The organism is Spinactinospora alkalitolerans (assembly GCF_013408795.1).
In the GTDB taxonomy this organism is placed as follows: domain Bacteria; phylum Actinomycetota; class Actinomycetes; order Streptosporangiales; family Streptosporangiaceae; genus Spinactinospora; species Spinactinospora alkalitolerans.
This window is the reverse complement of sequence record NZ_JACCCC010000001.1, coordinates 3,904,490-3,928,296: the sequence shown is the minus strand read 5'-3', so window position 1 is coordinate 3,928,296 and position 23,807 is coordinate 3,904,490. Positions and strand designations below refer to the sequence as shown.

At 71.9% G+C, this 23,807-nt stretch carries 18 protein-coding genes; 7 read left to right on the top strand and 11 right to left on the bottom strand.

The features are described 5' to 3' along the window. The first annotated feature begins 25 nt into the window (after positions 1-25). A complete protein-coding gene (locus HDA32_RS17405; RefSeq protein WP_179644188.1) occupies positions 26-808 on the top strand; it encodes an SIR2 family NAD-dependent protein deacylase in 783 nt (260 codons plus the stop codon). 88 nt (positions 809-896) lie between these two features. On the opposite strand, the gene HDA32_RS17400 is transcribed toward HDA32_RS17405, so the two are convergent. Continuing rightward, positions 897-3,908, bottom strand: coding sequence for an NACHT N-terminal helical domain 7-containing protein (locus HDA32_RS17400; protein WP_246334400.1), 3,012 nt, complete (start codon positions 3,906-3,908; stop codon positions 897-899). A 119-nt stretch (positions 3,909-4,027) separates the two neighbouring features. After that, positions 4,028-7,264 (bottom strand): NACHT domain-containing protein, encoded by a 3,237-nt coding sequence (locus HDA32_RS17395; protein WP_246334399.1) that lies wholly within the window; start codon positions 7,262-7,264, stop codon positions 4,028-4,030. A 138-nt stretch (positions 7,265-7,402) separates the two neighbouring features. On the opposite strand from HDA32_RS17395, the gene HDA32_RS17390 reads away from it, so the two are divergent. Next, complete coding sequence (locus tag HDA32_RS17390) at positions 7,403-7,801, top strand: VOC family protein (RefSeq protein ID WP_179644185.1); 399 nt, start codon at positions 7,403-7,405, stop codon at positions 7,799-7,801. Here HDA32_RS17390 and HDA32_RS17385 read toward each other — a convergent pair. Then, positions 7,798-8,226: an ATP-binding protein gene (locus HDA32_RS17385; RefSeq protein ID WP_179644184.1), complete on the bottom strand. Its 429-nt coding sequence runs from the start codon at positions 8,224-8,226 to the stop codon at positions 7,798-7,800. The genes HDA32_RS17390 and HDA32_RS17385 overlap by 4 nt on opposite strands. 252 nt (positions 8,227-8,478) lie before the next feature. On the opposite strand from HDA32_RS17385, the gene HDA32_RS17380 reads away from it, so the two are divergent. Next, entirely contained in the window at positions 8,479-9,282 is an 804-nt protein-coding gene (locus HDA32_RS17380) for a helix-turn-helix domain-containing protein (protein ID WP_179644183.1), read from the top strand. Next, a complete protein-coding gene (locus tag HDA32_RS17375) occupies positions 9,282-9,467 on the top strand; it encodes a DUF397 domain-containing protein (protein ID WP_179644182.1) in 186 nt (61 codons plus the stop codon). The genes HDA32_RS17380 and HDA32_RS17375 overlap by 1 nt, the downstream gene beginning before the upstream one ends. 45 nt (positions 9,468-9,512) lie before the next feature. Here HDA32_RS17375 and HDA32_RS17370 read toward each other — a convergent pair whose 3' ends face one another. Genes HDA32_RS17370 through HDA32_RS17360 form a run of 3 tightly spaced genes read right to left on the bottom strand, consistent with a single transcriptional unit; the run spans position 9,513 to position 12,332 of the window. Next, positions 9,513-11,009, bottom strand: a complete 1,497-nt coding sequence (locus HDA32_RS17370; RefSeq protein WP_179644181.1) for a tripartite tricarboxylate transporter permease — start codon at positions 11,007-11,009, stop codon at positions 9,513-9,515. Further along, positions 11,006-11,467, bottom strand: a complete 462-nt coding sequence (locus tag HDA32_RS17365) for a tripartite tricarboxylate transporter TctB family protein (RefSeq protein WP_179644180.1) — start codon at positions 11,465-11,467, stop codon at positions 11,006-11,008. The genes HDA32_RS17370 and HDA32_RS17365 overlap by 4 nt, the downstream gene beginning before the upstream one ends. Continuing rightward, positions 11,460-12,332 (bottom strand): tripartite tricarboxylate transporter substrate binding protein, encoded by an 873-nt coding sequence (locus HDA32_RS17360; protein WP_179644179.1) that lies wholly within the window; start codon positions 12,330-12,332, stop codon positions 11,460-11,462. Before HDA32_RS17360 ends, HDA32_RS17365 begins: the two co-directional genes overlap by 8 nt. Positions 12,333-12,552: 220 nt before the next feature. Here HDA32_RS17360 and HDA32_RS17355 point away from each other — a divergent pair, with 220 nt between their 5' ends. Then, entirely contained in the window at positions 12,553-13,377 is an 825-nt protein-coding gene (locus tag HDA32_RS17355) for an IclR family transcriptional regulator (protein WP_312863222.1), read from the top strand. Positions 13,378-13,544: 167 nt separating this feature from the next. Continuing rightward, on the top strand, positions 13,545-14,180 hold the full coding sequence (locus HDA32_RS17350) for an MFS transporter (protein ID WP_179641199.1): 636 nt from the start codon (positions 13,545-13,547) through the stop codon (positions 14,178-14,180). A 139-nt stretch (positions 14,181-14,319) separates the two neighbouring features. Here HDA32_RS17350 and HDA32_RS17345 read toward each other — a convergent pair whose 3' ends face one another. Together HDA32_RS17345 and HDA32_RS17340 are read right to left on the bottom strand one after the other, a co-directional pair. Continuing rightward, entirely contained in the window at positions 14,320-14,997 is a 678-nt protein-coding gene (locus HDA32_RS17345; RefSeq protein WP_179644177.1) for a uracil-DNA glycosylase, read from the bottom strand. A gap of 305 nt (positions 14,998-15,302) precedes the next feature. Beyond that, a complete protein-coding gene (locus HDA32_RS17340; RefSeq protein WP_312863221.1) occupies positions 15,303-16,955 on the bottom strand; it encodes a serine/threonine-protein kinase in 1,653 nt (550 codons plus the stop codon). A gap of 274 nt (positions 16,956-17,229) precedes the next feature. On the opposite strand from HDA32_RS17340, the gene HDA32_RS17335 reads away from it, so the two are divergent. Next, positions 17,230-19,506 carry a protein kinase domain-containing protein gene (locus HDA32_RS17335; RefSeq protein WP_179644176.1) on the top strand — a complete coding sequence of 759 codons (2,277 nt, stop codon included), beginning with the start codon at positions 17,230-17,232 and terminating at the stop codon, positions 19,504-19,506. Between the two features lie 37 nt (positions 19,507-19,543). On the opposite strand, the gene HDA32_RS17330 is transcribed toward HDA32_RS17335, so the two are convergent. From HDA32_RS17330 to HDA32_RS17320, 3 genes are all read right to left on the bottom strand, one after another. After that, positions 19,544-20,314 (bottom strand): MgtC/SapB family protein, encoded by a 771-nt coding sequence (locus HDA32_RS17330; RefSeq protein ID WP_376766966.1) that lies wholly within the window; start codon positions 20,312-20,314, stop codon positions 19,544-19,546. Between the two features lie 86 nt (positions 20,315-20,400). Next, positions 20,401-21,849, bottom strand: coding sequence for an MFS transporter (locus HDA32_RS17325; RefSeq protein ID WP_179644175.1), 1,449 nt, complete (start codon positions 21,847-21,849; stop codon positions 20,401-20,403). Positions 21,850-21,974: 125 nt separating this feature from the next. Further along, positions 21,975-23,786, bottom strand: coding sequence for a glycoside hydrolase family 15 protein (locus HDA32_RS17320; protein WP_246335049.1), 1,812 nt, complete (start codon positions 23,784-23,786; stop codon positions 21,975-21,977). Positions 23,787-23,807 lie beyond the last annotated feature (21 nt).

Here is a 23,807-nt window from a genome sequence, read left to right as displayed (position 1 = left end):
GCCAGGAGAGATTAAGGGTAAACGGATGGCTCCCACCGCAAGGCTCGCCGATGTCGCCGACTGGTTGGCCGACACCGACCGCGTGACGGTCCTCACCGGCGCGGGAATCTCCACCGGGTCGGGGATCCCCGACTTCCGCGGCCCGCAGGGCGTGTGGACGAAGGACCCGGGGGCCGCGGCGCTGTTCGACATCGACACCTACCTCTCCGACGTCAACGTGCGGCGCCAGGTCTGGCAGATGCGGCGCGCCGGCCCGGCGCTGACCGCCGAGCCCAACGAGGCCCACCGCGCGCTCACCGGACTCGACCGCGCCGGGCGGCTGCGCGCGATCATCACCCAGAACATCGACGGCCTGCACCAGAGGGCCGGCACCGACCCCGCGCACGTCATCGAGGTGCACGGCACCGTCCACTGGGTGGTGTGCCTGTCGTGCGGGCTGCGCACGCCGACGCCGGAGGTGCTGGAGCGCCTGGAGGAGGAGTCCGACCCGCGCTGCCAGCAGTGCGGCGGGATCCAGAAGAGCGACACGATCTCCTTCGGGCAGCGCCTCGACGCCGACGTCCTGCAGGCCGCCATCGACGCGGCCCAGGACTGCGCGGCGTTCCTGGCCATCGGCACCTCGCTGTCGGTGAATCCGGTGGCCGGGCTGTGCGACCTGGCCCTGGACCGCGGTGCCACGCTGATCGTCGTCAACGCCGAGCCCACCCCCTACGACGACGAGGCCGACGCGGTGCTGCGCGACCCGATCGGCGAGGTCGTCCCGGCCCTGGCCGAACGCGTCCTCGGCGGCGTCTCCGGCCCTTCCTGACCGCCCTTTCAACGTCGATCTTGACCTTTTCGGCCCTGAAAACGCCTCGATAACCCCCACAAGGTCAAGATCGCCGCGAAGGGGCAGGTCACCAGCGGCCGGCGAGGACGTCGCGGATCGCCTCCACGTGCTCGTTGTGCTCCTCGGCCAGCCGCCGCACCGACGCCCGCGCGCTCCTGGCCACGCCGAGCGGGCGCACGTGCCGGGTCACCAGCGGGACCAGCCGGGCGCCCAGGCGGTGGATGTGCCCGCGCAGTTGGCGCAGCACGAAGACCTGGAAGCGCAGCCGGTCGTCGGATCCCAGGTCCTCCGCCAGCGAGAACGCCCGCTCATAGGCGGCGACCAGGGCCTGGTCGTCGGCGTCGGCCGCGCCGAAGGCCAGCGTGAGCAGGACGTTGGCGTCAGAGGGCGCGCCGCCGCGGCGGGCGGTGACGTCGCCGCCGAACACCCGCACCAGCGGCTCGACCGCGTGCAGCAGCCGCTGCGCCCCGCGGTCGGCGAGCAGCGCGCTCTCCCGCGCGGTGAAGCCGAGGTCGGTCTGGGTCCCGGGCGGTCCCGGCCGCGCCCCGCCGGGGTCGGCCGGCCCGCACGGATGCACCACCAGGCCGTCCCCGGTGCGGTGCACCTCCAGGGCGTGCACCAGGCTCGCCCACTGCTCCGGCGGCAGTTGCGACTTCCACAGGTGGGCGAGGGAGCGCCAGAGGGATTCGGCGCCGGGGCCGAACAGCTCGCCCAGCGGCACCGCGCCGCCGTGCACGGCCACCAGCGCCAGCATCAGGTTAGCGCTGTAGGCGGCGTCGCGGGCGGCGTGCGGCAGCGGGACCGGGGAGTAACCGGCGTAGTGGTGCTCCGACCTGGCCCGGCCGGTGCCGCGCAGCAGCTCCGCCAGCACCAGCCGGAGTTCGTCGCGCACTCCCGGGGCCAGCAGCCGGAGCCGCTCGGTCAGGAAGCGCGGGATCTCACCGGAGGCCGACAGCGGCGTGAACGACAGCAGGGCGTGCAGGAAGGCGTCGTCGGGCGGGGAGGGCCGGATGGCGCGCAGGTCCCTGCCCCGCGCCTCGGCCAGCCCCGCCAGCTCCTCGGCGATCAGCCGGGCGACGAGGTACTCGCCCAGCGCCGGGTGGGAGAACGCCAGGCGGGCGGGGCGGTCCTGCGTCCCGGCCTCCGTGGCCCCTCTGGTCTCCCCGCCTCCTCCGGCCTCCCCTGCGGGAACGACGCAGCCCAGCCGCGTGGCCTCGGGCGGCGGGGCGTAGTGCGCGGGCCAGGGGACGAGCAGGGCGCGGTCGGCGGCCACGACGTCGCGCTCCACCCGCCAGCCGCCCCGGTTGAACATGGAGAACGCCATGACCGAAGCGGTCAGCAGGCCCTGCTCGATCCGGCCGGTGCGCACGGCGGGGTCGGCGTCGGCCCCATCCGGCCTGCCGGTCACGGCGGGGTCGGCGCGGTCGGCGGCGTCGGCCAGCATGCGCAGCCAGCGCTCGTACAACGCGGTCTCGCGCAGCGGCGCCGACAGCCGGCGCAGCGCGTTGCCCGCGCCGTCGTAGAGCGCCAGCAGCAACAGCAGCAGGGGCCGCCGGGCCAGCGCCATGTGCGGGCCGAGGGCCGCGGCGTCCAGCGGCCGCACCCCACTGTGGCTGAAGTGGCTCGCGTTGACCCGGTTCCAGGTCTCCACCCACGCGGCGACCTGATCGTCGGTGAAGTCCTCCAGGTGCAGCGCCACGCTGCCCTTGGGGAAGCGCACCCGGGCGGCGGTGGCGTCGCGGCAGGTGACCACGGCGGCGACGGGACTGCCCTGAGCGGCCCGCTCGCGCTGGAACTCCACGAGCCCGGCCAGCAGCTCCGAACGCGACACGGCGGCGCGGGTCGTCAGCTCCTCCAGGCCGTCCAGGACGAGCAGCGGCACGGCGTCGCGCCCCGCCGTCGCCTCCCCTTCCGCGCAGGTGAGCGCGCGGGTGAGCCGGTCGCCGATCTCGGCGGCGCCCTCATCCTCGGCCAGTTCGCGCGCAGCCACGTGCACCGCGGCGAAGTCGGTCTCGGGCAGCCGGGCGGCGAGCACCCGGGCCAGCGCGGACTTCCCGGATCCCGAGGGGCCGAACACCACCAGCGGCAGGGTCAGCGCGCGCGGGGAGGTCAGGTGGCCGAGGAGGAACTCGGGGAGGTCGTCGCGGACCTCGGTCGCACCGCACCACCAGTCGGGATCGTGCGGCAGGACCGTTGGCCCCATTTCGGCCGTCCGGAAACGGGGGTTGATGTAGGCGATGCCGAGCGGCGGCAGGTGCGTCGCCGTCGCCGTCCGCCCGAGCGGGGCGATCGGCGTCACCAGGTGCTCGCGGTGCGCGCGGGCGAGCGCGGCCTGGGCGGTGTCGGGGACCGTGCCGGTGCTGATGGCCTGCAGCTGGTGCCGCAGCCGGGTCAGGCCGCTGGCCGCCTCGGGCAGCACCGCGTGCCGGGGCCGGTCGGCGTGCAGGTTCGCCCACGCGCCGAACTCGGGAAAGCTCGCGGCGAGCTTGTCGCGCAGCTCCTCGTAGCGGCGCAGGCAGCGCTCGGCCAGCGCCGAGCCGAGCCGGTCGGCGATCGCGCTGCGGTGCGCCTCGCCGAGCTCGCCCCACACGGGCATGCCCCGCAGCACCGCGGGAAGCTGCTTGCAGCGCCGCACGTAGAAGCGCCGCACCCGCGTGCGCGCGTCGGCGGCCGGACGCTGCGGTCGGGGCAGCGGGGGAGCGGAGTCGACCAGCAGCGCCACGAACTCGCCCAGGTGCTTGGGGGAGGAGGCGTCGGTGGTGGCCGCGTCCAGGTTCGCCGAGCGCCCGTCGAGCTCGAACGGCAGCTCGGTGTCGTCGAGCGACTCGAAGAGCGCCGTCACCACGATCATGGTGTGCGCCGTCGCGACGCGCCGGGTGCGCGCCAGCCGGTTCAGCCGGTGCGCCTCCCGGTCGAGCCGGTTCAGCGCCCGGTGCGCGAACCGGACGAGGTCGGTGCGCGCCTGGAGGAGGTCGATCATCCCGGCGCCGCCGGAGAGGCGGCCGATGAGCTCGATCACCCGCTCCTCGTCGGCGCCGAGGAAGCGGATCGCGTCGCAGTAGCGGACAGGCTCGCGCATGGCACCACCGAGAAGGTCACCGGGGACACGGGAACGAACGCCGGGGACCATCCTGGTGCCTGGGGGCCGGTTTCGTCAGGGTTTGGTGATGGTTCTTCTGGTGCGGGAGGGGGTGCCGGTCATCCCGCACTGCCGCCCATGTTGTCCGTCTGGCGGTATTCGCGCACGTCAAGGCGGTAGCGGTGATGGCGGTCCTCTGATCCGGTCGGCTCCAGATCGTCGTTTTGGACCACGATTTCGCCGATCCGGTCGAGTGTTTCGGGTGCCTCGATATGGGGGCGCAGCGCAGCCAGAACAGGACCGACGATCCGGGAGGACAGCCGGGGACCGGCGATGACCGACGTCACCGCGCCGAGGTAGCGGCCGACCAGGGAACGAAGCGCTTCGGCCTGCGCGGGGTGCGCGGAGAGGTAGCCGAACTCCTCGGCGGCCTGGCGCAGCACGGTGAGTTCGAGCCGGCCGAGCTTGCGGCTGTTCGAGAGGAGCCGCGCGTAGCGCCGGATCCGGCCGTCGGGGTCCTCCCCGGGCGGGGCGAGCCGCAGCTCCAGGATGTCGTGCACCTCGGTCCAGGCCGTGTCCGTCTCGGGGTCCAGCAGCCACGTGCTCACGTCGGCGCCGACGTTGGCCAGGTAGGGGCCGAGCATGAGCACCGACCTGCTCACCGAGCCGTGCGCGCGCACGGCCATGGACCGCAGCACCCGGGACGTGACCCCCTCATAGGGCACGGTGATGCCGTAGGGGTCGGTGATCGAGAGGTCGGCGGCGGCGTCGGCGTGCAGTTCGAAGCCCACGCACTCGCCGATGTTGACCGGGTCCCCGCTCTCCTTGCAGAGCACGGTGCGCGGGTTCTCGTCCGACCAGTAGCCGAGGTGGCGGACGCGGACGGCGTCCAGGGTGCCGTGCCAGTCGTCGCCGGGCATCGACCGCCACAGCCCGGCCAGCCCGCGCCACTCCTGCCAGGGCACGGCCGCATCGGGGTAGAGCTCGGCGAGGTCGACGTCCTCCTGGGCCACCAGCGCCAGCAGGACGGCCAGGTTGGCGGTGTAGGTGCCCAGGCGCTGCGGGATCGTCGCGCGGCAGGGCTCGTAGTCGATCGCCGAGCGGTTCGGGTTGGGGTGCAGCGCGTCGCGGAACAGCTCGACCAGCAGCGTGCGGTAATCGGCACGGTCCTCGGGGCGGCCGGTGAGGTCGCGGGCGAGCAGGTCCTCGGTGAACTCCACGACGGCGGCCCGCCCGGCCAGCGCGGCGAAGCAGGTCAGGGCGTGCAGCCGCCCGTCGTCCGGCGCGCCCGAGTGGCGGCGGCGCCGCTGCGCGTGCAGGCGGTCGGCCACCAGGTCGTCCAGCGTCGCCACGACCGTGCGCGCCACCAGGTACTCGCCGAAGGTGGCGTGCAGGAACTCGTAGACGCTGCGCCGCTGGGAGTCCTGGCGGGCCTGCGACTCGTGCACGAAGAAGAACCGGCCCAGCACCTGGTCGGCGTCGCTGACCGCGCCGTGCATACCGGCGTCGGCCGGGCGCACCGCCGAGTCGGGGAAGAGCGCGGCGAGGTCGCGGCCGAGCTCGTCGGCCTCGACGCTCTGGCGGTGCCGGGCGAACATCGCCATGGCGACGACCTCCAGCCGGCGCAGCTCGTCCTCGACGGCCTGGTCCATGCCGGTGTCGGTGAGGTGCGGCTTGTGCTTGCGCACCTCGCGGCGGGCGAAGGCGGTGAGCAGCTCCTCGTAGAGGTCGGCGCGGCCGAGGTCGGCGTCGGCCTGCTGCAGCGCGTTGCCGTCGGCGTCGTAGATCAGCAGCATGAGCAGCAGCAGCGGCTGCTCGGCGAGCTCGCGGTGGCGCAGGACGGTTTCGAGCGGGAGCGGCTTCAGGCCCTGTGCGGCCAGGATCGAGGCGTTGGCGGTACTCCAGACGTCGAGCATCCGGGCGATCTGCGCCTCGTCGAACGGCTCCAGCCGGATGACGGTGGTGCTGATCGGGAAGCGGGCGCGCTCGGCGACGACGGTGCGGCTGGTCACGATGACGGCCACCGGGTGGCCGAGCACCGCCTGGTCCTGCTGGAACTGCTGCACCTGCTCCAGGTAGTCCGACCGGTTGACGCCGGTGGCCTGCAGCAACTCGTCGAAGCCGTCGAGGATGACCACGGGCAGCGCGCCGTCGGCCGACTCCACCAGGTCCCGCCACGCCACGTCGGTGTGCAGCGTCGCCGAGATCCCCTCCTCGATCTGCCTGCGGATCGACGCGTCGGCCTGCACCGAGCGCAACTCGATCCGGACCGGCAGGAAGTCCCCGGAGGGCAGCCGGGCGGCCAGCATCTCGGTGAGCTTGGACTTCCCCGCGCCGGGATGCCCGAGCACGACGAGAGGGGACTCGGTGGCCCGCGACTGCGTGAGGAAGGAGACGAGCGGCCCCTGCAGGTCGTCGTGCAGCGGCCATATCTCCCACCAGCTGTCGGTGGCCGGCTGGTCCTCGCTCATGGTCGTGGCGATCCGACCGCGCGGGTTCAGGTACGCCTCCTCCAGCGTGGGCAGCGCGAACCCCTCGGGCGCGTCGGCGCTGGACAGGACGGGCCGGTCCAGCGTGCGCCGGTACAGCGCGGCGAGTTCGGCCCGGCGCCGCTCCAGCTTCGCGCCGGGGGACACGTGGACGAGGAGTTCGTTCAGGCCGCGCAGTCCCGTGGCGAGCTGATCGACGCCCTCACGGGTGGCCCGGTGTTCGGCGAGGTTCACCCACACCCCGAACTCCGGAACGTCCGCGGCCAGTTGCCGGTAGGACTCCTCGTAGCGGCGGCGTGCCACCGTCGCGACGTTTCCCAGCATCTCGGAGAGGTGGGTCCGCCGGGTCTCGTCGAGCCGGCGCAGCGTCCCCGGTGCGTTGTGCGTCCGGGACAGGGAACCCAGGGAGCGGACGAACCTCGGAAGGAACTTGTAGGGGCCGCCCCAATGGTCGCCGTGGTCGGGGACCAGGGGCACACTCGGCGATGCGACCACTCCGTACTGGCTGTCGACGAGGGAGACGAGCCACGAGCGGGTCTCCTCGTCGTCGAGCCCGAGTTCCGCCCAGTCCACCGGCGACCCGGGGTCCTCGATGACCTCGTCCAGCGCCTCGATGAACGACGTCACCAGCAGGATCCGGTGCGCGGCCTCGATCCGCTGGGTCCGGTCCCAGCGGCTGACCCCGGTGATCCGCTCCCTGATGCCGCCGAGCAGCTCGCGGCCCTTGGCCACGAGTTCGCTGCGCAGCCCGAACAGGTCGGGGACGCCGAGCGCGCCGAGCCCTCCGTCCACGAGCTTCTCCGCGAAGTCCAGGACCGCGGAGTCGTCCTTGCCGAGGATCTTGAGGGCATCGGCATAGTTGGGCATCTTCGCCATGGGGGGTGAAAGCCTCTCACGCGCGTGGACCGGGCGGGCGCCATCATTGTGGACGTACTGTGACGGTTACCCCAACCCCGGGCGGGGCAGAGGTGATCCGCCGAGTCGGTTCCTCCCTGGAGGCCAAGGATGCCCTCGCCGATCCGCACCATCACCATCGACTGCGCCGACCCTTATGCGCTGGCCGAATTCTGGTCCGAGGTCATCGACGCGCCGATCGACTCCGAGAGCAGGCCGGGTGCGGACGAGGCTTACATCCCCGCTCCCAAGGGACAGCCCGGAATGCTGTTTCTGCGGGTTCCGGAAAGCAAGACGGTGAAGAACAGGGTGCACTTCGACCTCGGCCCGAACGGGGCGGGGCGCGACGAGGAGATGGACCGGCTGCTCGGGATCGGCGCCACGTTCCTGGCCGACTTCCGCACTCCGGACGGCAGGGGGTTCGTGGTGCTCGCCGACCCCGAGGGCAACGAGTTCTGCATCGAGCGCGGCGACGAGGAACTCGCCGCGGCGGGGGACGTCCGCGACTAGCGGCGGCCGCGTTCGCGGGTGGAGGCCCAGAGCACCTCGAAGAACAGGCCGGTGCCCGACTCGGGCGGCAGCGTTCCCCAGGCGTTGGAGAAGGCCTCGACCAGTACCAGGCCGCGCCCGGTGGTGGACTCGGGGCCGGGGGTGCGCGGGGTCGGAACGGTGTCGCCGCCGGCGTCGTGGACCTCTACGCGCACCGCGCCGTGCCGGTAGAAGGCATGGGCCTCGAACGTGCCGCCCTCGCCGCTGCGGGTGTGCAGGACAGCGTTGGTGGCCAGTTCGCTCAGCAGCAGGGCCGAGGTGGCGACCAGTTCATCGGGCACGCCCACGTAGCTCAGCGCCTTGTCCAGCCAGTCCCGGGCGGCCTTGACGCTGTCGGGCTCTCCGGCGAACTCCCGGTGCCAACTGTGGCCGAATGCGGTCGTCATCACCACGCACCCGCCTTCGCCAGGTAGTAGGGGCGTACTCGGGCGGCGCGCCTTGGAGGTGTGGATAGCATCGTCTCGTTCCACCTGCCTTGTTCAGGTCGGGACCACGCCCCGGGAGTGTCAGCAGCACTCGCCGGGGTCCTTCGTTTTCACGATGGCAGCCGTTTCTCCGACCTGCCATGGAAGCTACAGTTGTCAACTCTTTCCGAGAACCCGTAGACACGTGTAGCAGCGTGGTATAGGAAATCGACCATGAGCGACAGGGTGAATGAGGTCTGGCGGCCATGGGGTGCCGAATTGCGCCGGGCGCGCAACCTGGCTGGGCTTTCGCAGAACCAATTGGGCCGCAAGATGCTCGTCTCGACTCCCACCGTGAGCGCTTTTGAGAGAGGGACAAGGACCCCGAAACGGGACCATGCGGAAGCGGCTGATTCCGCTCTTTCTACAGGTGGAACCCTCGCCCAACTCTGGACGAGGCTGAACGACACACGCGACATTCCGGACTCGTGGCGTGACTTCGCGCTGCTCGAACGGCAGGCGATGGAGGTGCGCGAGTATCAGATGATGGTGGTGCCGGGCCTGCTCCAGACGGCGAAGTACGCCCGCACGCTCATTCGCGCCGAACGCTCCTGGGACACCGATGAGCGGGTGGATCAACTCGTCAAGTCGAGAACCGCGCGCCTGGCCGAACTGCCGCGTACACCGCTGCACTTCATCGTGGACGAGGGCGCGGTGCGCCGCGTGCTGGACTCACGTGAGATCATGCGGGAGCAGTTGGAGCGCCTGCTGACCCTGACGGAGGACTGGCGGATACGGATCGCCGTGGTGCCATCGGACACCACCAGCCACCCGGGATTGTCCGGCTCGTTTCGGATCATGAATCTGCACGACGGCCGGATCGTCGGCCATGCCCAGCATTGGGGCGGCCAAGCGGTGATCAGCAATCTCAAGCAGGTGAACCAGCTCGCCACGACCTTTGGGAACATCCAGGCGGAAGCCCTCCCTCTCCGGGCGTCGGCGGCTCTGCTCGCAGAGATACGAAAGGGACTCTCGTGATGAACGAATCTTGGCGCAAGTCCAGTTACAGCGGGGGAAACGACCCCAACTGCGTCGAGTGCCGTTCCCTGGACGGCTATCGTGTGGACATGCGTGACACCCGGAACCGCCGTCTCGGGCATCTCGCATTTCCGGTGGGGGAGTGGGCGGCCCTGCTCGCCGATGTGCGGGCCGACCGCCTCTGACAGCAGGGCCACCGGAACCGCCCGGTTCCGGTGGCCCTACTGCGGTCAGGCGTGCGAGCGGAAGTCGACCGTGGTCGCCTTTCCCCGCTTGGCGGTGACCCTGGTGAGCACGATCGCGGCGACGATCAGGGCAGCGAACGTGATCGGCAGGGGTTGGGCCAGCCATGTCAGGCTTCCCTCGGAAAGGACCATGGTCAGCCGGAGGTTGGACTCCGCCATTGGGCCGAGGATCAGGCCGATCACCAGGGGAGCCAGCGGGTAGCCGCCCCGCATGAGGACGAATCCCAGAGCGCCGGCCCCCAGGGCGATGCCGACGTCGACAATGTTCGTCCGCAGCGCGAACGCCCCGGCCATCGACAGCAGGATCACCAGGGGCCAGAGCAGCGCCGTCGGAACGGAGGCCAGCCGGCTCCACAGCCGGATCGCGACCAGGCCGATGGGCAGGAGAGCCAGGTTCACCAGGATCAACCCGATGAAGGCGCCATAGACCAAGTCGGGTGCGGACTGGAAGAGCTCCGGGCCGGGGCGGAGGCCGTGGACGGTGAGCGCACCGATCAGGATGGCGGTGACGCTGTCGCCCGGAACCCCCAGGACCATGGTCGGGGCCATGGCGCCCGCTGTCGAGGCGTTGTTGGCCGACTCGGCGGCGGCGACGCCGGCGGGGTTGCCCTTGCCGAATCCCGTTGAGCGCGACCAGCGCTTCGTCTCGTTGTAGGCCACATAGGAGGCGATGTCTCCGCCCGTACCGGGCAGCAGGCCGATGAAGAAGCCCCCGAGCGAGGAGCCGGAGACGGCGGGACCCAGGCGCCGCAGCCACCGCTGCCCGAGGGTGAAGCGGCCGATAGCCGGGGTGTCCCCGCTGATGCGGTCGCGGTTGCCGGCGATCTGGATCAGCGCCTCAGCGATCCCGAACAGGCCGATCAGCACCGCGATGAACGGGATCCCCGAGGCGAGCGCGGTGACCTCCATCGTGAACCGGGGAACGCCCTGGATCGGGTCCAGGCCCACCAGGCCGATGGCGACGCCGAGCGCGCCGCTGATCAGTCCCTTTGACACAGCGCCCTGGCTGAGCGAGGCGATGAGGGACAGCGCCAGGACCGCCACCATGAACATCTCGGCGGGGCCGAAGGCGAGCGCGACCTCTGCGAGCTGCGGCGCGAGCGTGGCCAGTAGCACCGTGCCGACCAGGCCGCCCACGACCGAGGTGACCAGGGAGATGGTCAGCGCCTGACCGCCCCGCCCTTGCCTGGTCAGTGGATAGCCGTCCAGTACCGTAGCCGCCGCTGATGGCGTTCCCGGCGCGTTCAGCAGGATCGCCGGGATCGAGCCGGAATACAGCGCGGCCCCGTAGATACCGAGTAGCAGCATCAGGCCGGGCAGCGGATCCATCGTGAAGGTGAGGGGCAGCAGCAGTGCCACGGCCATCGTCGCCGACAGCCCCGGCAGCGCGCCGACCACCAGTCCGACCATGACCCCGCACAGAATCATCAGCATCGACTGCAATGTCATGACCGCGTCGAGACCGGTCAGCCAGTCACTCATCCCAGCAATCCCTCCAGCAGGCCATTGGGCAGCCGCACCGCGAAGACGAAGGCGAACAGCGCGTAGCTCGCCAGCGAGAAGACAACGGCGAAGAGCGCGAGCCGCACCGGTCGGCGCTCTCCGGCGATCAGCGCCCCGGCGGCCAGCAGCACCGCGGCCGCCGGGACGAACCCGATGACCGGCATCAGCACCACCACGGCGATCCCCGTGGCCAGCATGGCGATCACCGGCAGCGGCCTACTCGCCGGACTCGGTTCGGGGTCGGACCGCCACGCCTGGAGGAGCCGAACCGTGCCGAGGACCACCAGCGCGCTCGCGATCAGCAGGGGGAAACCTCCGGGCCCGATGTCGCCGTCCTGACGGCCCGCGGGCAGCGTCCAGGCCACCCCGGCCGTCACCAGCCCCAAGGCGAGCACCGCGCCCGCGATCGCCAGGTCGAAACGCCGCGGACTACTCACCGGTCACCTGCGGGATGATCTGACCGAAGCTTCGGTACTGCTCGTCCATGTAGGTCGCGAACTCCTCCGCACCGCGGTATTCGCGACCGAATCCGGCGGTATCCATGAACTCGACGAACTCGGGGGACTCGACGGCCTCGGTGAAGCACCGCTCCAGTCGGTCCACGGTCTCCTTGGGGGTGTCCTTGGGCACGGCGAGGCCGCGCCAGGTCCCCGAGACCCAGTCGATGCCCTCCTCGGTGAGGGTCGGGGTGTTCGGCAGGATGTCCAACCGCTCCTCACTCATGACTGCAAGGGGGCGCAATTCGCCCGCCTTGACCTGTTCGCGAACCTCTGCTCCCGAGGCGCTCGTCGCGCTCACCACACCGCCGCGAAGCGCGGTGATCGCCTCGGCGGCGCCGTTGAAGGGGGCCCGCGTCAACTCGATATCGGCCTTCTGAGCCATCCCGGCCGCCGAGATCTCCCAGATCGATCCGGCTCCGGAGGTGCCCACCGAGACCATCTCGCCGGACTCGGCGGTCTCGACCACATCGGCGATCGACTCGAACGAGCTGTCGCTGTCCACGGTGAAGGCGGCCGGATCGAAGTTGTACTGCAGCAGCGCGGTCATGTCATCGGGAGACACATCGGTCATGCCCAGGTGGTCCAGCATGGCCAGCTCGGCGGTGACCACGCCGACGGTGGCGCCGGTCGGCGGGGCGTTCGCAATCGCCTGGAAACCGATGGCGCCGGTCGCTCCTTCCTGGTTGGTGACGACGGTGTCGAGCTGACAGGTCTCCTCTGCGATGTCGGCGAGTCGGCGGGCGGTCTGGTCGGTACCGCCGCCGGCCGCGAAGGGAACGACGAACTCGATGGGTCCCTCCAACCGCCCGGTGCTGTCAGCGGCCCCATTCACCCCGCAGGCGGCCAGAAGCAACGCCAATGGGGGGAGTAGGGCAACCCGGCTCATGCGCATGGCTGCCTCCGATGTCCACTGAAGTCGGGTAAGATTAAAATGGCGTTTCAAAAACTGTCAATGCGCTGGAGCCCCGGCCAGTGGCGGGAACGCCTTGCACCAGTCCGGTGGAGCCCGCGGTCATCCACCCGTGCGGGCCGGCGCGAGGGGTAGGCACATCGATGTCTGTGAGGGCGGAGTGATCCCGGAGAGCGAGAGCGGACCCAAGGCGCTGGTCAAAGGTCTTCACGTGCTGAACACACTGGCCGAGCACCCCGCCGGCCTCACACTGGCTACGCTGACCGAGAACCTGGGCATGCCCAAACCCACCGTCCATCGGCTGGTGAGCGCCCTGTCCGATGCCGAGCTCACGCGTTTGGACGCTGAGAGCGGCCGGTACCGCATCGCTCGCGGTGCGCTGACACTGGCCAGCGCGTTTCTGGAAGGGATCGATGTCCGCGAGGCGTGCCTGCCCGCCTTGCGGGACCTCTCGGAGTCCTGTGGAGAGACCTGCCATCTCGGTATCCGCGAGGATCTGCGCATCATCTACATCGAGAAGCGCGAAGCGAAGTGGCCGGTCCGGATGTACTCCCGGATCGGCAATTCCAATCCGCTCCACTGCACCGGAATCGGCAAAGCGGTCCTTGCGTGGTCCGCCGATTCCCTGGTCGCGGAGGTTGTGCGGGCAGGGTTGCATCCGCGGACTCCGGCCACGATCATCGACCCCGCCGCGCTGCGGGCGGAGCTCGCCGCGATCCGCGAACGGGGTTGGGCGGTCGACGACGTCGAGAACGAGGTGAGCATCCGATGTGTCGCCGCCCCCGTGTTCGATTGGGAGGGCAATCCGGTCGCGGCGTTCAGCGTCGCCGGCCCCGAGTTCCGCATGACCGACGACGCACTCGCGCGGTTCGGCCCCCTGGTGCGCCACGCCGGCCTGGCGGCCTCACAGAAGCTCGGCTGGCGCCCGCAGCGGTAGCAGCGGCACTCGCGCCCGCGGCGGGCCGGCTGGGCGGCCGGTACGGCTACGGGCGCGTCTGGGCGTTCGCCCTGGCCGCCTTCGCCGCCGCGTCCGCGCTGTGCGCCCTCGCCCCCGGGGTGCAGACGCTCATCGGTGCGCGGTTCCTGTAAGGACTGGCCGCCGGTGTGCTGGTCCCGGCCGGGCAGGCCGTGATCGGGGCGATCGCCGGCCCCGGTCAGCTCGGCAGGATCATGGGCGCTCTCGGCGTGGTCGTCAGCCTCGGGCCCGCCGTGGGGCCGGCGGTGGGCGGCCTCCTGCTGCTGCCCCTGTACCTCCAGCTCGCGGCGGACCGCGACGGCGCGCAGACCGGGCTGCTGCTCCTGACCATGGGGCTGGGCAGCGCCGGGGCCCTCTACGTCGGCGGGGCGCTGACCGACCGCCACGGCGCCGGGCCGGTCGTCCTCGTCGGGGCAGGGCTGCTGGTCGCCACCACCGTCCCCTTCCTCTTCCTCTCCGGCACGCCGGCCACTCCGGTCCTGGTGGCACTCCTCGTCGCGCGGGGCGTGGGGACGGCCTGGGCGCAGACGCCCGCCATGACCGCGGCCTACGCCTCGGTCACCGCCGAGAGGATCGGCGACGCCACGACCCTGGTCAACATCGTCCAGCGCGTCGGCGGCGCCATCGGGGCCGCGGGGCTGGCCGCCGTGCTCGCCCAGACCGGCGGCACCGGCCCCGGCGCCTACACCTGGGCCTTCGCCGCCCTGACCGCCGTCTCCGCGCTCATCCCGGTCTCCGCCACCGGCATGCTCCGCCGATCGTGACCTGGGACGCGGGAACCGGCCCCGGCCGCGTCGCCCTACCCGCCCCCGATGGAGTCCGCGCGGCGGTTGCAACGGTCTCTTGGAACCACCGCGCGGTCCAGGCCCCACAAGGCCGAGATCGGCGGGGAGAAGGGACGCGTCAGGGCAGCTTCCAGTCGATGGGATCGGCGCCCTGCTCCCGCAGCAGGTCGTTGGTCCGGCTGAACGGCCGGGAGCCGAAGAAGCCGTTGTGCGCCGACATCGGGCTCGGGTGGGTCGACTCCACGCACGGCACGCCCGGCATCAGCGGGCGCAGGGTGCGGGCGTCGCGGCCCCACAGGATCGCCACCATCGGCTTGTCGCGCTCGGCCAGCGCCCGGATCGCCTGGTCGGTGATCTCCTCCCAGCCCTTGCCCCGGTGCGAGCCCGGCTTGCGCGGCATGACGGTCAAGCACCTGTTGAGCAGCAGCACGCCGCGCTCGGTCCACGGGGTGAGGTCGCCGTTGGAGGGCATGGGCAGGCCGAGGTCGTCGGTGTACTCCTTGTAGATGTTGCGCAGGCTGCCCGGCAGCTTGACGTCGGGGGCCACCGAGAAGCTCAACCCCACCGCGTGCCCCGGCGTGGGATAGGGGTCCTGCCCCACCAGCAGCACCCGCACGTCCTTGAAGGGCTGCTGGAACGCGCGCAGCACGTTCTCCCCGGCCGGCAGGTAGGTGCGGCCCGCGGCGACCTCGCCGCGCAGGAACTCGCCCATCTCGCCGATCTTGTCGGCCACCGGCTCCAGGGCCTTGGCCCAGCCGGTCTCCACGATTTCGTTCAACGGTCGTCCTGATGACATGGCTCAGAACACTATCGGCGGACGGTGACCGCTATGGTCCGTTCACGGCGTGCCGGAGTGTGGAGTTCAGGGAAGCCCCTTGTCGTCAATCCTGCGACGCTTCTGTGCCAGGTGATGCGGACACACAGGGGGTCGGCTGCCGCGATCGCGTAGTGATGGCGGCACGAGCGGGCCCGCATCTGCTTTCGAGCCCGGCCGTTTCCGCCAGGGGTGCGGGAGAGCGTGGAAGGCGGGGTCTGTGCGTGCCGCCGGCGCTGCGCGCACTGCGACAGCCGGCCCCCTGGACGACTCCTACCTCTACTCGGTCAGCGGGCGCGGTCCTGCCATTCGGACAGGCGGGCGCGGATCTTGGCGCTCTGGGCGTGGGCGGCGCCGTGGATCCGGACGTGGTCGGCCAGCAGCTCGTGGTACTGCCGGGCGGCTCCCGCGGGGTCGCCCGCGTAACCGGTGTAGGCCGCGCGGTAGTGCCGGGCGGTCAGGGCGGTGGAGTCGTCGGGGCCCAGCACCCGCTCCAGGTCGGGCACCAGCTCCTCCAGCATCGCCACCGCGCGCCGGTGGTCGCCGGACTCGCCGATGTCGAAGGCCAGGTGCAGCCGGGTGAGCAGCACCCGGCCGGCATCGGGGCCGTGCGCCGCCACCAGGTCGGGCAGCAGCTCCCGGTGGACCCGCGCGGCCTCGGCGTGCCGCCCGGCCCGCCCGGCGTTGGTGGCGAGGTAGTAGCGGGCGGTCAGCGTCTCAGGGTGCTGCCGCCCGTAGACCCGTTCCAGGTCGGGCACCAGCTCGCCGAAGAGCTCCGCCGCGTGCGCCGGGTAGCCGCCCTTCCCGGACAGGTAGGCGTGCCGGCGCCGCGCCTTCAGGGTCTCGGGGTGCTCGGGGCCGTAGACCTCGGCCAGTTCGTGCAGCAGTGAACGCAGCTCCTGGGCCGCCGTCGCGAGGTAGCCCTCCTCGGCGCGGGCCTCGATGTCGTCGAGGCGCCGGATCAGCTCCCGCCGCCGACCGGGGGCGAGCGATGCGGGCACCGGTTCGGTCAGCCGGCGCGTCGGGGCCGGCCGGGCGGGCACGGTCGTCGCGTCGGGCGGTGACGCCCCGCCCGACGCGGCCCCGGCCGCCGACAGCAGCCGGTCGCGCACCGTCCCGGCGCTCCCGGGCCGCTGCTCGGGCGACTTGGCCAGCAGCTCCAGGACGAGGGCGCGCAGTCCGGCCGGGATCCCGTCGCGCAGCTCCTCCGGCGGCCGGGGCCGCTCCATCAGGTGCATGCGCAGCACAGCGAGCGGTTCGGACGCCTGGAACGGCGGCCGCCCGGTCAGCATCTGGTACAGGATCGTGCCCAGGGAGTACAGGTCGCCGGCGACGTCGGCCGGTCGGCATTGGACCTGCTCGGGCGACATGTACAGCGGGGTGCCGATGAGGTCGCCGGTCCGGGTCAGCCGCCTGCTCTGCACCACGGCCTCGTGGAAGCCGGCGATCCCGAAGTCCAGCACCTTCACCGTGCCCTCGGTGCCCGGGGCGCCGGCTGCGGATCCGTCCCCGGCCAGCATGAGGTTGCCCGGTTTGACGTCGCGGTGCACGATCCCCGCCGCGTGCGCGGCGGCCAGCCCGGCGCAGATCTGGGCGCCCCAGTCGGCGATGAGCCCGATGGGCAGCGCGCCGCGCTCGCGCAGCACCGCGTTCAGCGTCCGCCCGGCCACCAGTTCCATGACCGCGTAGACGGAGTCGTCGTGGTTGCCGTAGTCGTGCAGGATGACGATGTTGGGATGGCCGGCCAGCCGGGCGGTGACGCGGGCCTCGCGGTGGAAGCGGGCGACCGTGTCGTCGGTGTCGACGAGGTCGGGGCGGACCAGTTTGACCGCGATCGGCCGGTCGAGCCGCTCGTCGGTTCCTTTCCAGACCTCGCCCATGCCGCCGGTGCCCAATTTCTCCACCAGCCGGTAGCGGCCGTCCAATACGCGTTCTGCCACGTCGCCCCTTCACCGAGAATTCCCGCGGCAGCGTATCGGTTCACGAGGGCGGTTCTTCGCGCCGCATTACCACGGACACCGCCCGGTCCGCGGGTCGCGGTCCCGCGGGGCCTCGCGCGGCCGCAGCGGAGTTCCGGTTCGCGGTTCGGGACGTCTATCGTATTTCCCTGCGCCTTTGCGCCGCCCCGTTCATCGGCCCCGCGGGTTTCGCCGTCGACGCCGGCGCCGCTTTCGCCATTGCCCGAACGACCCCCGACGCGGATTGGGTTTCTCCGTGAGTTCTGCGCTGTATGTAGGTCCCGATTCCCAGCCGGACAAATACCGCCTGGTCAGATCGGTGGGTCGGGGCGGCGAAGCCACGCTCTACCTCGCCGAGGTGACGCTGGCCGGCCAGACCGAGCCGGTGGTCGTGAAGGTGCTCAACTCCGATGTGGCGGCCGACTCCGAGCAGTTCGACGAGCTCAGCGGCAGGTGGAACGAGCAGGCCGAACTGCTCAGGTTCATCAACCGGCTCGGCGTCGTCGGCGTGCGCGAGCACTTCGAGGGCGTTCCGGAGCACCGCGCGGGGGAGTCGGGTGAGTACACCGACCGCGCCCTGTACCTGGTCATGAACTACGTCGAGGGCCTGGACCTGCGCGACTGGCGGGCCGAGCACGCGGTCGAGGGCCCCAAGGGCCAGCGCGAGGTGCTGCGCCACCTGGAGCAGATCGCGGAGGTGCTGGACTGGCTGCACTCGGGCCGGGCGACCCCGTCCAGGCGCGCGGTCGTGCACGGCGACCTCTCCCCGGGCAACATCATGGTCAGCGAGGACGGCCAGGCCACCCTCGTGGACTTCGGGCTGAGCAAGATCGCCGCGCGGCACATGACCGCCAAGCCGTGGTTCACGCCCGGGTACGCGGCCCCGGAGATCTTCAACGGCGAGTACTCCGCGGCCACCGACCGCTACGCCTTCGGCGCGATCGTCTACTTCGCGCTGTCGGGCGCCGAGCCGCCGCCGGCCCCCGAGCAGTTGCGGGAGAGGTTCGCGGAATTGCCGGTTCTGGCCACGGCGGGTCCGCAGCAGCGCGAGCGGATCACGGCGATGTTCTCCGCAGAGCCCTCCGAGCGGCCCGCGGCGCTGGACTGGATCAAGACGCTGCGCTCGGTCAGCACGTCGATTCCGTGGAGCGGCCCGGTGTCCAATCCGCAGGGCGGCGCGGCCGCCGGTGCGGCGGGCGCCGCAGCGGGCGGTGCCGCGGGTGGTGCGGCGGCCGCCGCGGTGTCGGCGCCGTGGACGGGACCGGCCGAGCCCACCGGAGGACCGCAGGGCGGACAGCCGCCCGGACCGCCGGATTCGCCCGGCCGACCAGCGGACCCGCCCGGCGGCGCGGGAGCCGAGCGGCCCGCCGCGGCCGCCCCTCAGGGGCCGCCGGTCAGCGGACCGCCGCCGCAGAGCGGGCCCTCTCCGCAGGGCGCGCCCGCCGGGGGAGGGGCTCCCGCGGACGGGCCGGGCCCGCGCCCACCCGCCGGTGGACCGCGGCAGGCTCCGGGGCCGGGCCCTGCCGACTCCGGTCCGCAGCGGTCCGCCGCGCCCGCCGGTCAGGGGGGTCCGCCCCAGGGACCGCCGGTCAGCGGACCGCCGCCGCAGAGCGGGCCCTCTCCGCAGGGCGCGCCCGCCGGTGGCCTCCAGCCCGGAGGTCCCGGGCCGCAGCGTCCGGTCGGCGGCATGCGCGGCACCCCGCCCCCGCCGCCGCCCCCGCAGAGCGGCCCGTCCGCGCAGACCCCGCCGCCGTCGTTCGGGGCGCCGGGCGGCCCCGGCCCCCAGAGCGGCCCCCAGCAGGCCTGGACCGCGCCGATGGCCGCGGTGAGCGGCCCGCAGCAGCCCCCGAAGAAGAGGTCGAGGAAGCCGAAGCTGATCGGCCTGGCGATCCTGGTCGTGCTGTGCCTGGCCGCGGGCGCGGGCGGCACCTACTGGGTGCTGGGACGGGGCACTCAGGTCGTGCCCGGCCCGCAGGCGGCCGCGGGCGCGTCCAGCCCGAGCGACGAGCCCGGCTCCTCGCCCATGACCGCCCAAGAGCCCGATCCCGGTCCGTCGGGCACGGCCGGCGCGTCGCCCTCGACGGGCTCCTCCGCCGGCGCGGACGCCGAGGCCTCCACGGGCGGCGGCGAGGAGTACCTCGCCACCCACGACCCCGTCGACTCCGACGACGGCTTCGAGAACGCCAACGCCACGATCAACACCGAGTCCTACTCGCGGGCGCTGACCGGGAGCACGAGCTGCGGCAATTATCCCGACTGGTCGGAGTACAACCTGAACCGCTCCTGGTCGACCTTCACCTCGACGGTCGGGATCAGCGACGACTCCCCGTCGGACAGCACGGTCGTGTTCACGGTGATCGCCGACGGCGAGAAGGTCGCCACGCAGACCGCCAAGCTCGGCGAGGAGCTGCAGATCGAGGCCGACGTCGAGGGCGCGCTGCGACTGCGTCTGGAGATCGAGCCGGGGGCCGACTGCGACTACGGTGCCGGCGATGCGACGGCGGTCTGGGCCGACCCCGTGCTGCGGGAGTGACCCCGGGGACGCGCGGACGTCCGGCGCCCGCGCGTCCTCACTCCTCCTCGTCGTCGGCCTCGCCCACGTGTACCCGCAGCACCCCGTCGGTCTCCGACAGCGCCACGGCCAGGTCGTTGACGTCCCCGCGGCCGCGCACCCGCAGCACCAGGTCGATGGCCGGCCGGTCGACCCGGTCGTCGACGCGGTCGTCGGCGCGGCGCTCGGTCCTGACCTCGTGGACGGCGAAGCCCTGGCGGGTGGCCAGCGCCAGGACCGAACGCAGCACGCCCCGGCCGTCCTCGTAACTCATCCGCAGCAGCGAGGAGACCGGGGCGCTGCGCGAGAGCCACCTGATCAGCGGGGGATAGCCGTAGGTCACGACGAAGTGCGCCGCGGTGACGAACGCGCCCACCACCCACAGGCCGGCCCCGCACGCGGTGCCCACCGCGGCCGACAGCCACACCGCCGCCGCGGTGGTCAGCCCCTTCACCGAGTCGCGGCGGACGAAGATCAGCCCGGCGCCGATGAAGCCGATGCCGGACACGATCTGGGCGGCCACCCGGGACGGGTCGAGCAGGACGGTCTCGCCGTTGACCACGTCGCCGAACCCGTACTTGCTCACCACCATGAACAGTGCAGCCCCCAGTCCGACCAGGGTGTGGGTGCGCAGGCCCGCGCTCTTCTGCCGCAGCTCCCGCTCCAGGCCGATCAGCGAGCACAGCAGCAGCGCGCTCAGCAGCGCCACCACCTGGGGCCAGCCCTGCCCGGAGAGGTCCAGCAGGTTCGTCCGCACCTCCGGCGGCGCCAGTGCCTCCACCGCTCTCACGCTCCTCCACGGTTCGAGGTCCGCGCGGGCCCGGCCCGCCCCGTCCGTTTCCGCTTCCGCGCGGCTCCGCCCGGCCGCCGCCGGACTCACATCGACGTGACGGTCTTCTTCTTGCTCAGCGGATCGGCGATGTCCTCCAGCGAGCGCCGGGCCGCCTCGACGCCGATGCGCAGTTCGACCAGCCCGGCGGCGACCATCAGTCCGGCGCCCAGGTAGTAGCCGAACGCCACCTGTCCGATCTCGCCGCTGCCCACCAGCACGCCGAACAGCCCGGGGCCGAGGATGCCGCCCAGCGCCGTGCCCACCGAGTAGAACAGCGCGATGGCCTGCGGCCGGGTCTCCATCGGGAAGATCTCGCTCACGGTCAGGTAGGCGGAGCTGGCGCCGGCGGAGGCGACGAAGAAGACCGCGCACCAGCAGGCGGTCAGCGTGACGGCGCTGAGCGCCTCGTTCTGGAACAGCACGCCCGTGCCGACCAGCAGCAGCCCCGAGCCGATGTAGGTCCCCGAGATCATGGGCTTGCGGCCCAGGATGTCGAAGAGGGGGCCGAGCAGGACCGGTCCGAGGAAGTTGCCCAGCGCCAGCGGCACGATGAACAGCGGCGCGATCGCCGAGGAGACGTCGAAGAAGGTCGTGAGCACCAGCGCCTGGGTGAAGAAGATCGAGTTGTACAGGAACGCCTGGCCGGCGAAGAGCGACAGGCCCAGAACGGTGCGCCGCGGGTAGATCCGCACCATGGTGGCGGCGAGCTCGCGGAACGTGGTGGAGCTGCGCTGCTCCAGGGTCAGGGTGCGCTCGGGGTCGGGCTCGGGCAGCCGGTCGCGGTGGGTCTCGGCCTCGACCTCGTCCTCGATGCCGTGCACCACCCGCTCGGCCTCGTCGTCGCGGCCGTGGATCACCAGCCAGCGCGGGCTCTCGGGCACGATGCGCCGCACCACCAGGATGATCAGGCCCAGCACGCCGCCGATCGCGAACAGCATCCGCCAGCCGATGTCCTCCGGCAGCACCTCGGGGTTGAGCATGGGGTAGGCCATCGCGGCGCCGGCCGCGGCGCCCAGCCAGTAGGACCCGTTGACGATGAGCGCGATCCGGCCGCGCAGCCGGGCCGGGATCATCTCGTCGATCGCGGAGTTGATCGCCGCGTACTCGCCGCCGATGCCGAACCCGGTGAAGAACCGGCAGGCGTAGAACCACAGGGCGTTGCCGGAGAACGCGGTCAGGACCGTGGCCGCCAGGTACACACCCAGGGTGACCAGGAAGATCTTGCGCCGACCGTACTGCTCGGTGAGGTGGCCGAAGAACAGCGCCCCGAGGCAGGCGCCGACCACGTAGACCGACGCGGCCAGGCCCACCTGGGCCTCGGTGATGCCGAGTCCGCTGCTCTCCTCGGTGATACGCGATCCGATCGCGCCGACGATCGTGACCTCGAGGCCGTCCAGGATCCACACGCTGCCCAGTCCGAGGAGGATGAGCCAGTGCCAGCGGGCCCAGGGGAGGCGGTCGAGCCGGGCGGGGATGTCGGTCGTGACGCTCATGCCCGATCCCCTGACCTACAGGCGTCGGGCGTAACGGCGGCGGGGCACTCTCTTCCCCACGGGTCAGACGAGTCTTACCGCGGACATCGCCGGCACCGCCGCCGGCGCGCCCGCCCGGCCGCCGGTCAGTCGGTCTCGGCGCGCCGGTGCCCGTTCTGGTGGGAGAGGTTCAGCGCGGTCGTGACCAGGGGGACGTGGCTGAACGCCTGGGGGAAGTTGCCCACCTGGCGGCCGATCCGGGGGTCGTACTCCTCGGCGAGCAGCCCGACGTCGTTGCGCAGCGCCAGCAGCCGGTCGAACAGCTCGCGGGCCTCCTTCTCCCTGCCGATCGACAGCAGCGCGTTGGCCATCCAGAAGCTGCACGCCAGGAACGCGCCCTCGTCGCCGGGGAGCTTGTCGGCCACCTCGTCGCGGTCGGTCCGGTAGCGCAGCACGAACCCGTCCACCATCAGGTCCTCGCGGATCGCCTCGATGGTGCCGATGACCCGCGGGTCATCGTAGGGCAGGAACCCCACCTCGGGGATGAGCAGCAGCGACGCGTCGAGTTCGGTGGCGCCGTAGTACTGCGTGAAGGTGTTGCGCCGGGAGTCGTAGCCGTACTCGCAGACCTCGGCGTGGATGGTGTCGCGCAGCGCACGCCAGCGCTCCACCGGGCCCTCCTTGCCGAACTCCTCGATCATGCGGACCGCGCGGTCGGCGGCGACCCAGGCCATGACCTTGGAGTGCACGAAGTGCTCGCGCGGGCCGCGGACCTCCCACAGGCCCTCGTCGGGCTCGTCCCAGCACCACTCCAGGTAGTTGACCAGGGAGCGCTGCAGCCCCCAGACGTGCTCCTCGCCCTGCAGGCCCGAGCGCCGCGCCAGGTGCAGGACGTCCATGACCTCGCCGTAGACGTCCAACTGGTACTGGCCGACGGCGGCGTTGCCGATGCGCACCGGGCGGGAGTCCTCGTAGCCGGGGAGCCAGTCGGCCTCCCACTCGGCCAGCCGCCGCTCGCCGCGCACGCCGTACATGATCTGGATGTGCTGCGGCTCGCCGGCCACCGCGCGCACCAGCCACTCGCGCCAGGCCCGCGCCTCGTCGGTGTAGCCGCTGCGCATCAGCGCCTCGAGCGTGATGGTGGCGTCGCGCAGCCAGCAGTAGCGGTAGTCCCAGTTGCGGATGCCGCCGATGTCCTCGGGCAGGGAGGTGGTCGGCGCGGCGACGATGCCGCCCGTGGGGCGGTAGGTGAGGGCCTTGAGCGTGATCAGGGAGCGCACCACGGCGTCGCGGTACTCGCCCTCGTAGGTGCACTGCTCCACCCACTCCCGCCAGAACCGCTCGGTGCGGGAGAGGGCCTTCTCGGCGTCGAGGTGGTCGGACTCCTCGGCGTGGGAGGGGTGCCAGGTCATCACGAACGGCACGCGCTGGCCCTCGCTCACGGTGAACGTGGCGTCGTGCATGAAGTTGTGGCCCTCCAGGGGCACCGGCGAGCTGACCCACACCGAGTCGGGCCCCGCGACGGCCACGAGCTCGGTGCCGTTGCGGTGCATCCAGGGCACCACGTTGCCGTAGTCGAAGCGCAGCCGCAGCGCGGTGTTCATCCGCACGGTGCCGCGCACGCCCTCGACGATGCGGACGATGTGCGGGACGCCGCCGCGCGGGGGCATGAAGTCGATGACCCGGACGGTGCCCTCGTGGGTCTCCCACTCGGTCTCCAGGATCAGCGTCTCGGGCCGGTAGCGCCGACGGGTGGCGCGCGGCTCGCCGCTGGCCGGCCGGATCCACCAGTTGCCGTTCTGCTCGTCGCCCAGGACGGCCGTGAAGCAGGCGGGGGAGTCGAAGTGGGGCAGGCACAGCCAGTCGATGGAGCCGTCCCGCCCGACCAGAGCAGCGGTCTGCATGTCGCCGATCAGCGCGTAGTCCTCAATCCTGCCAGACACGCGGCTCACCCCCAATAACCGAGTCATGAATTCAAG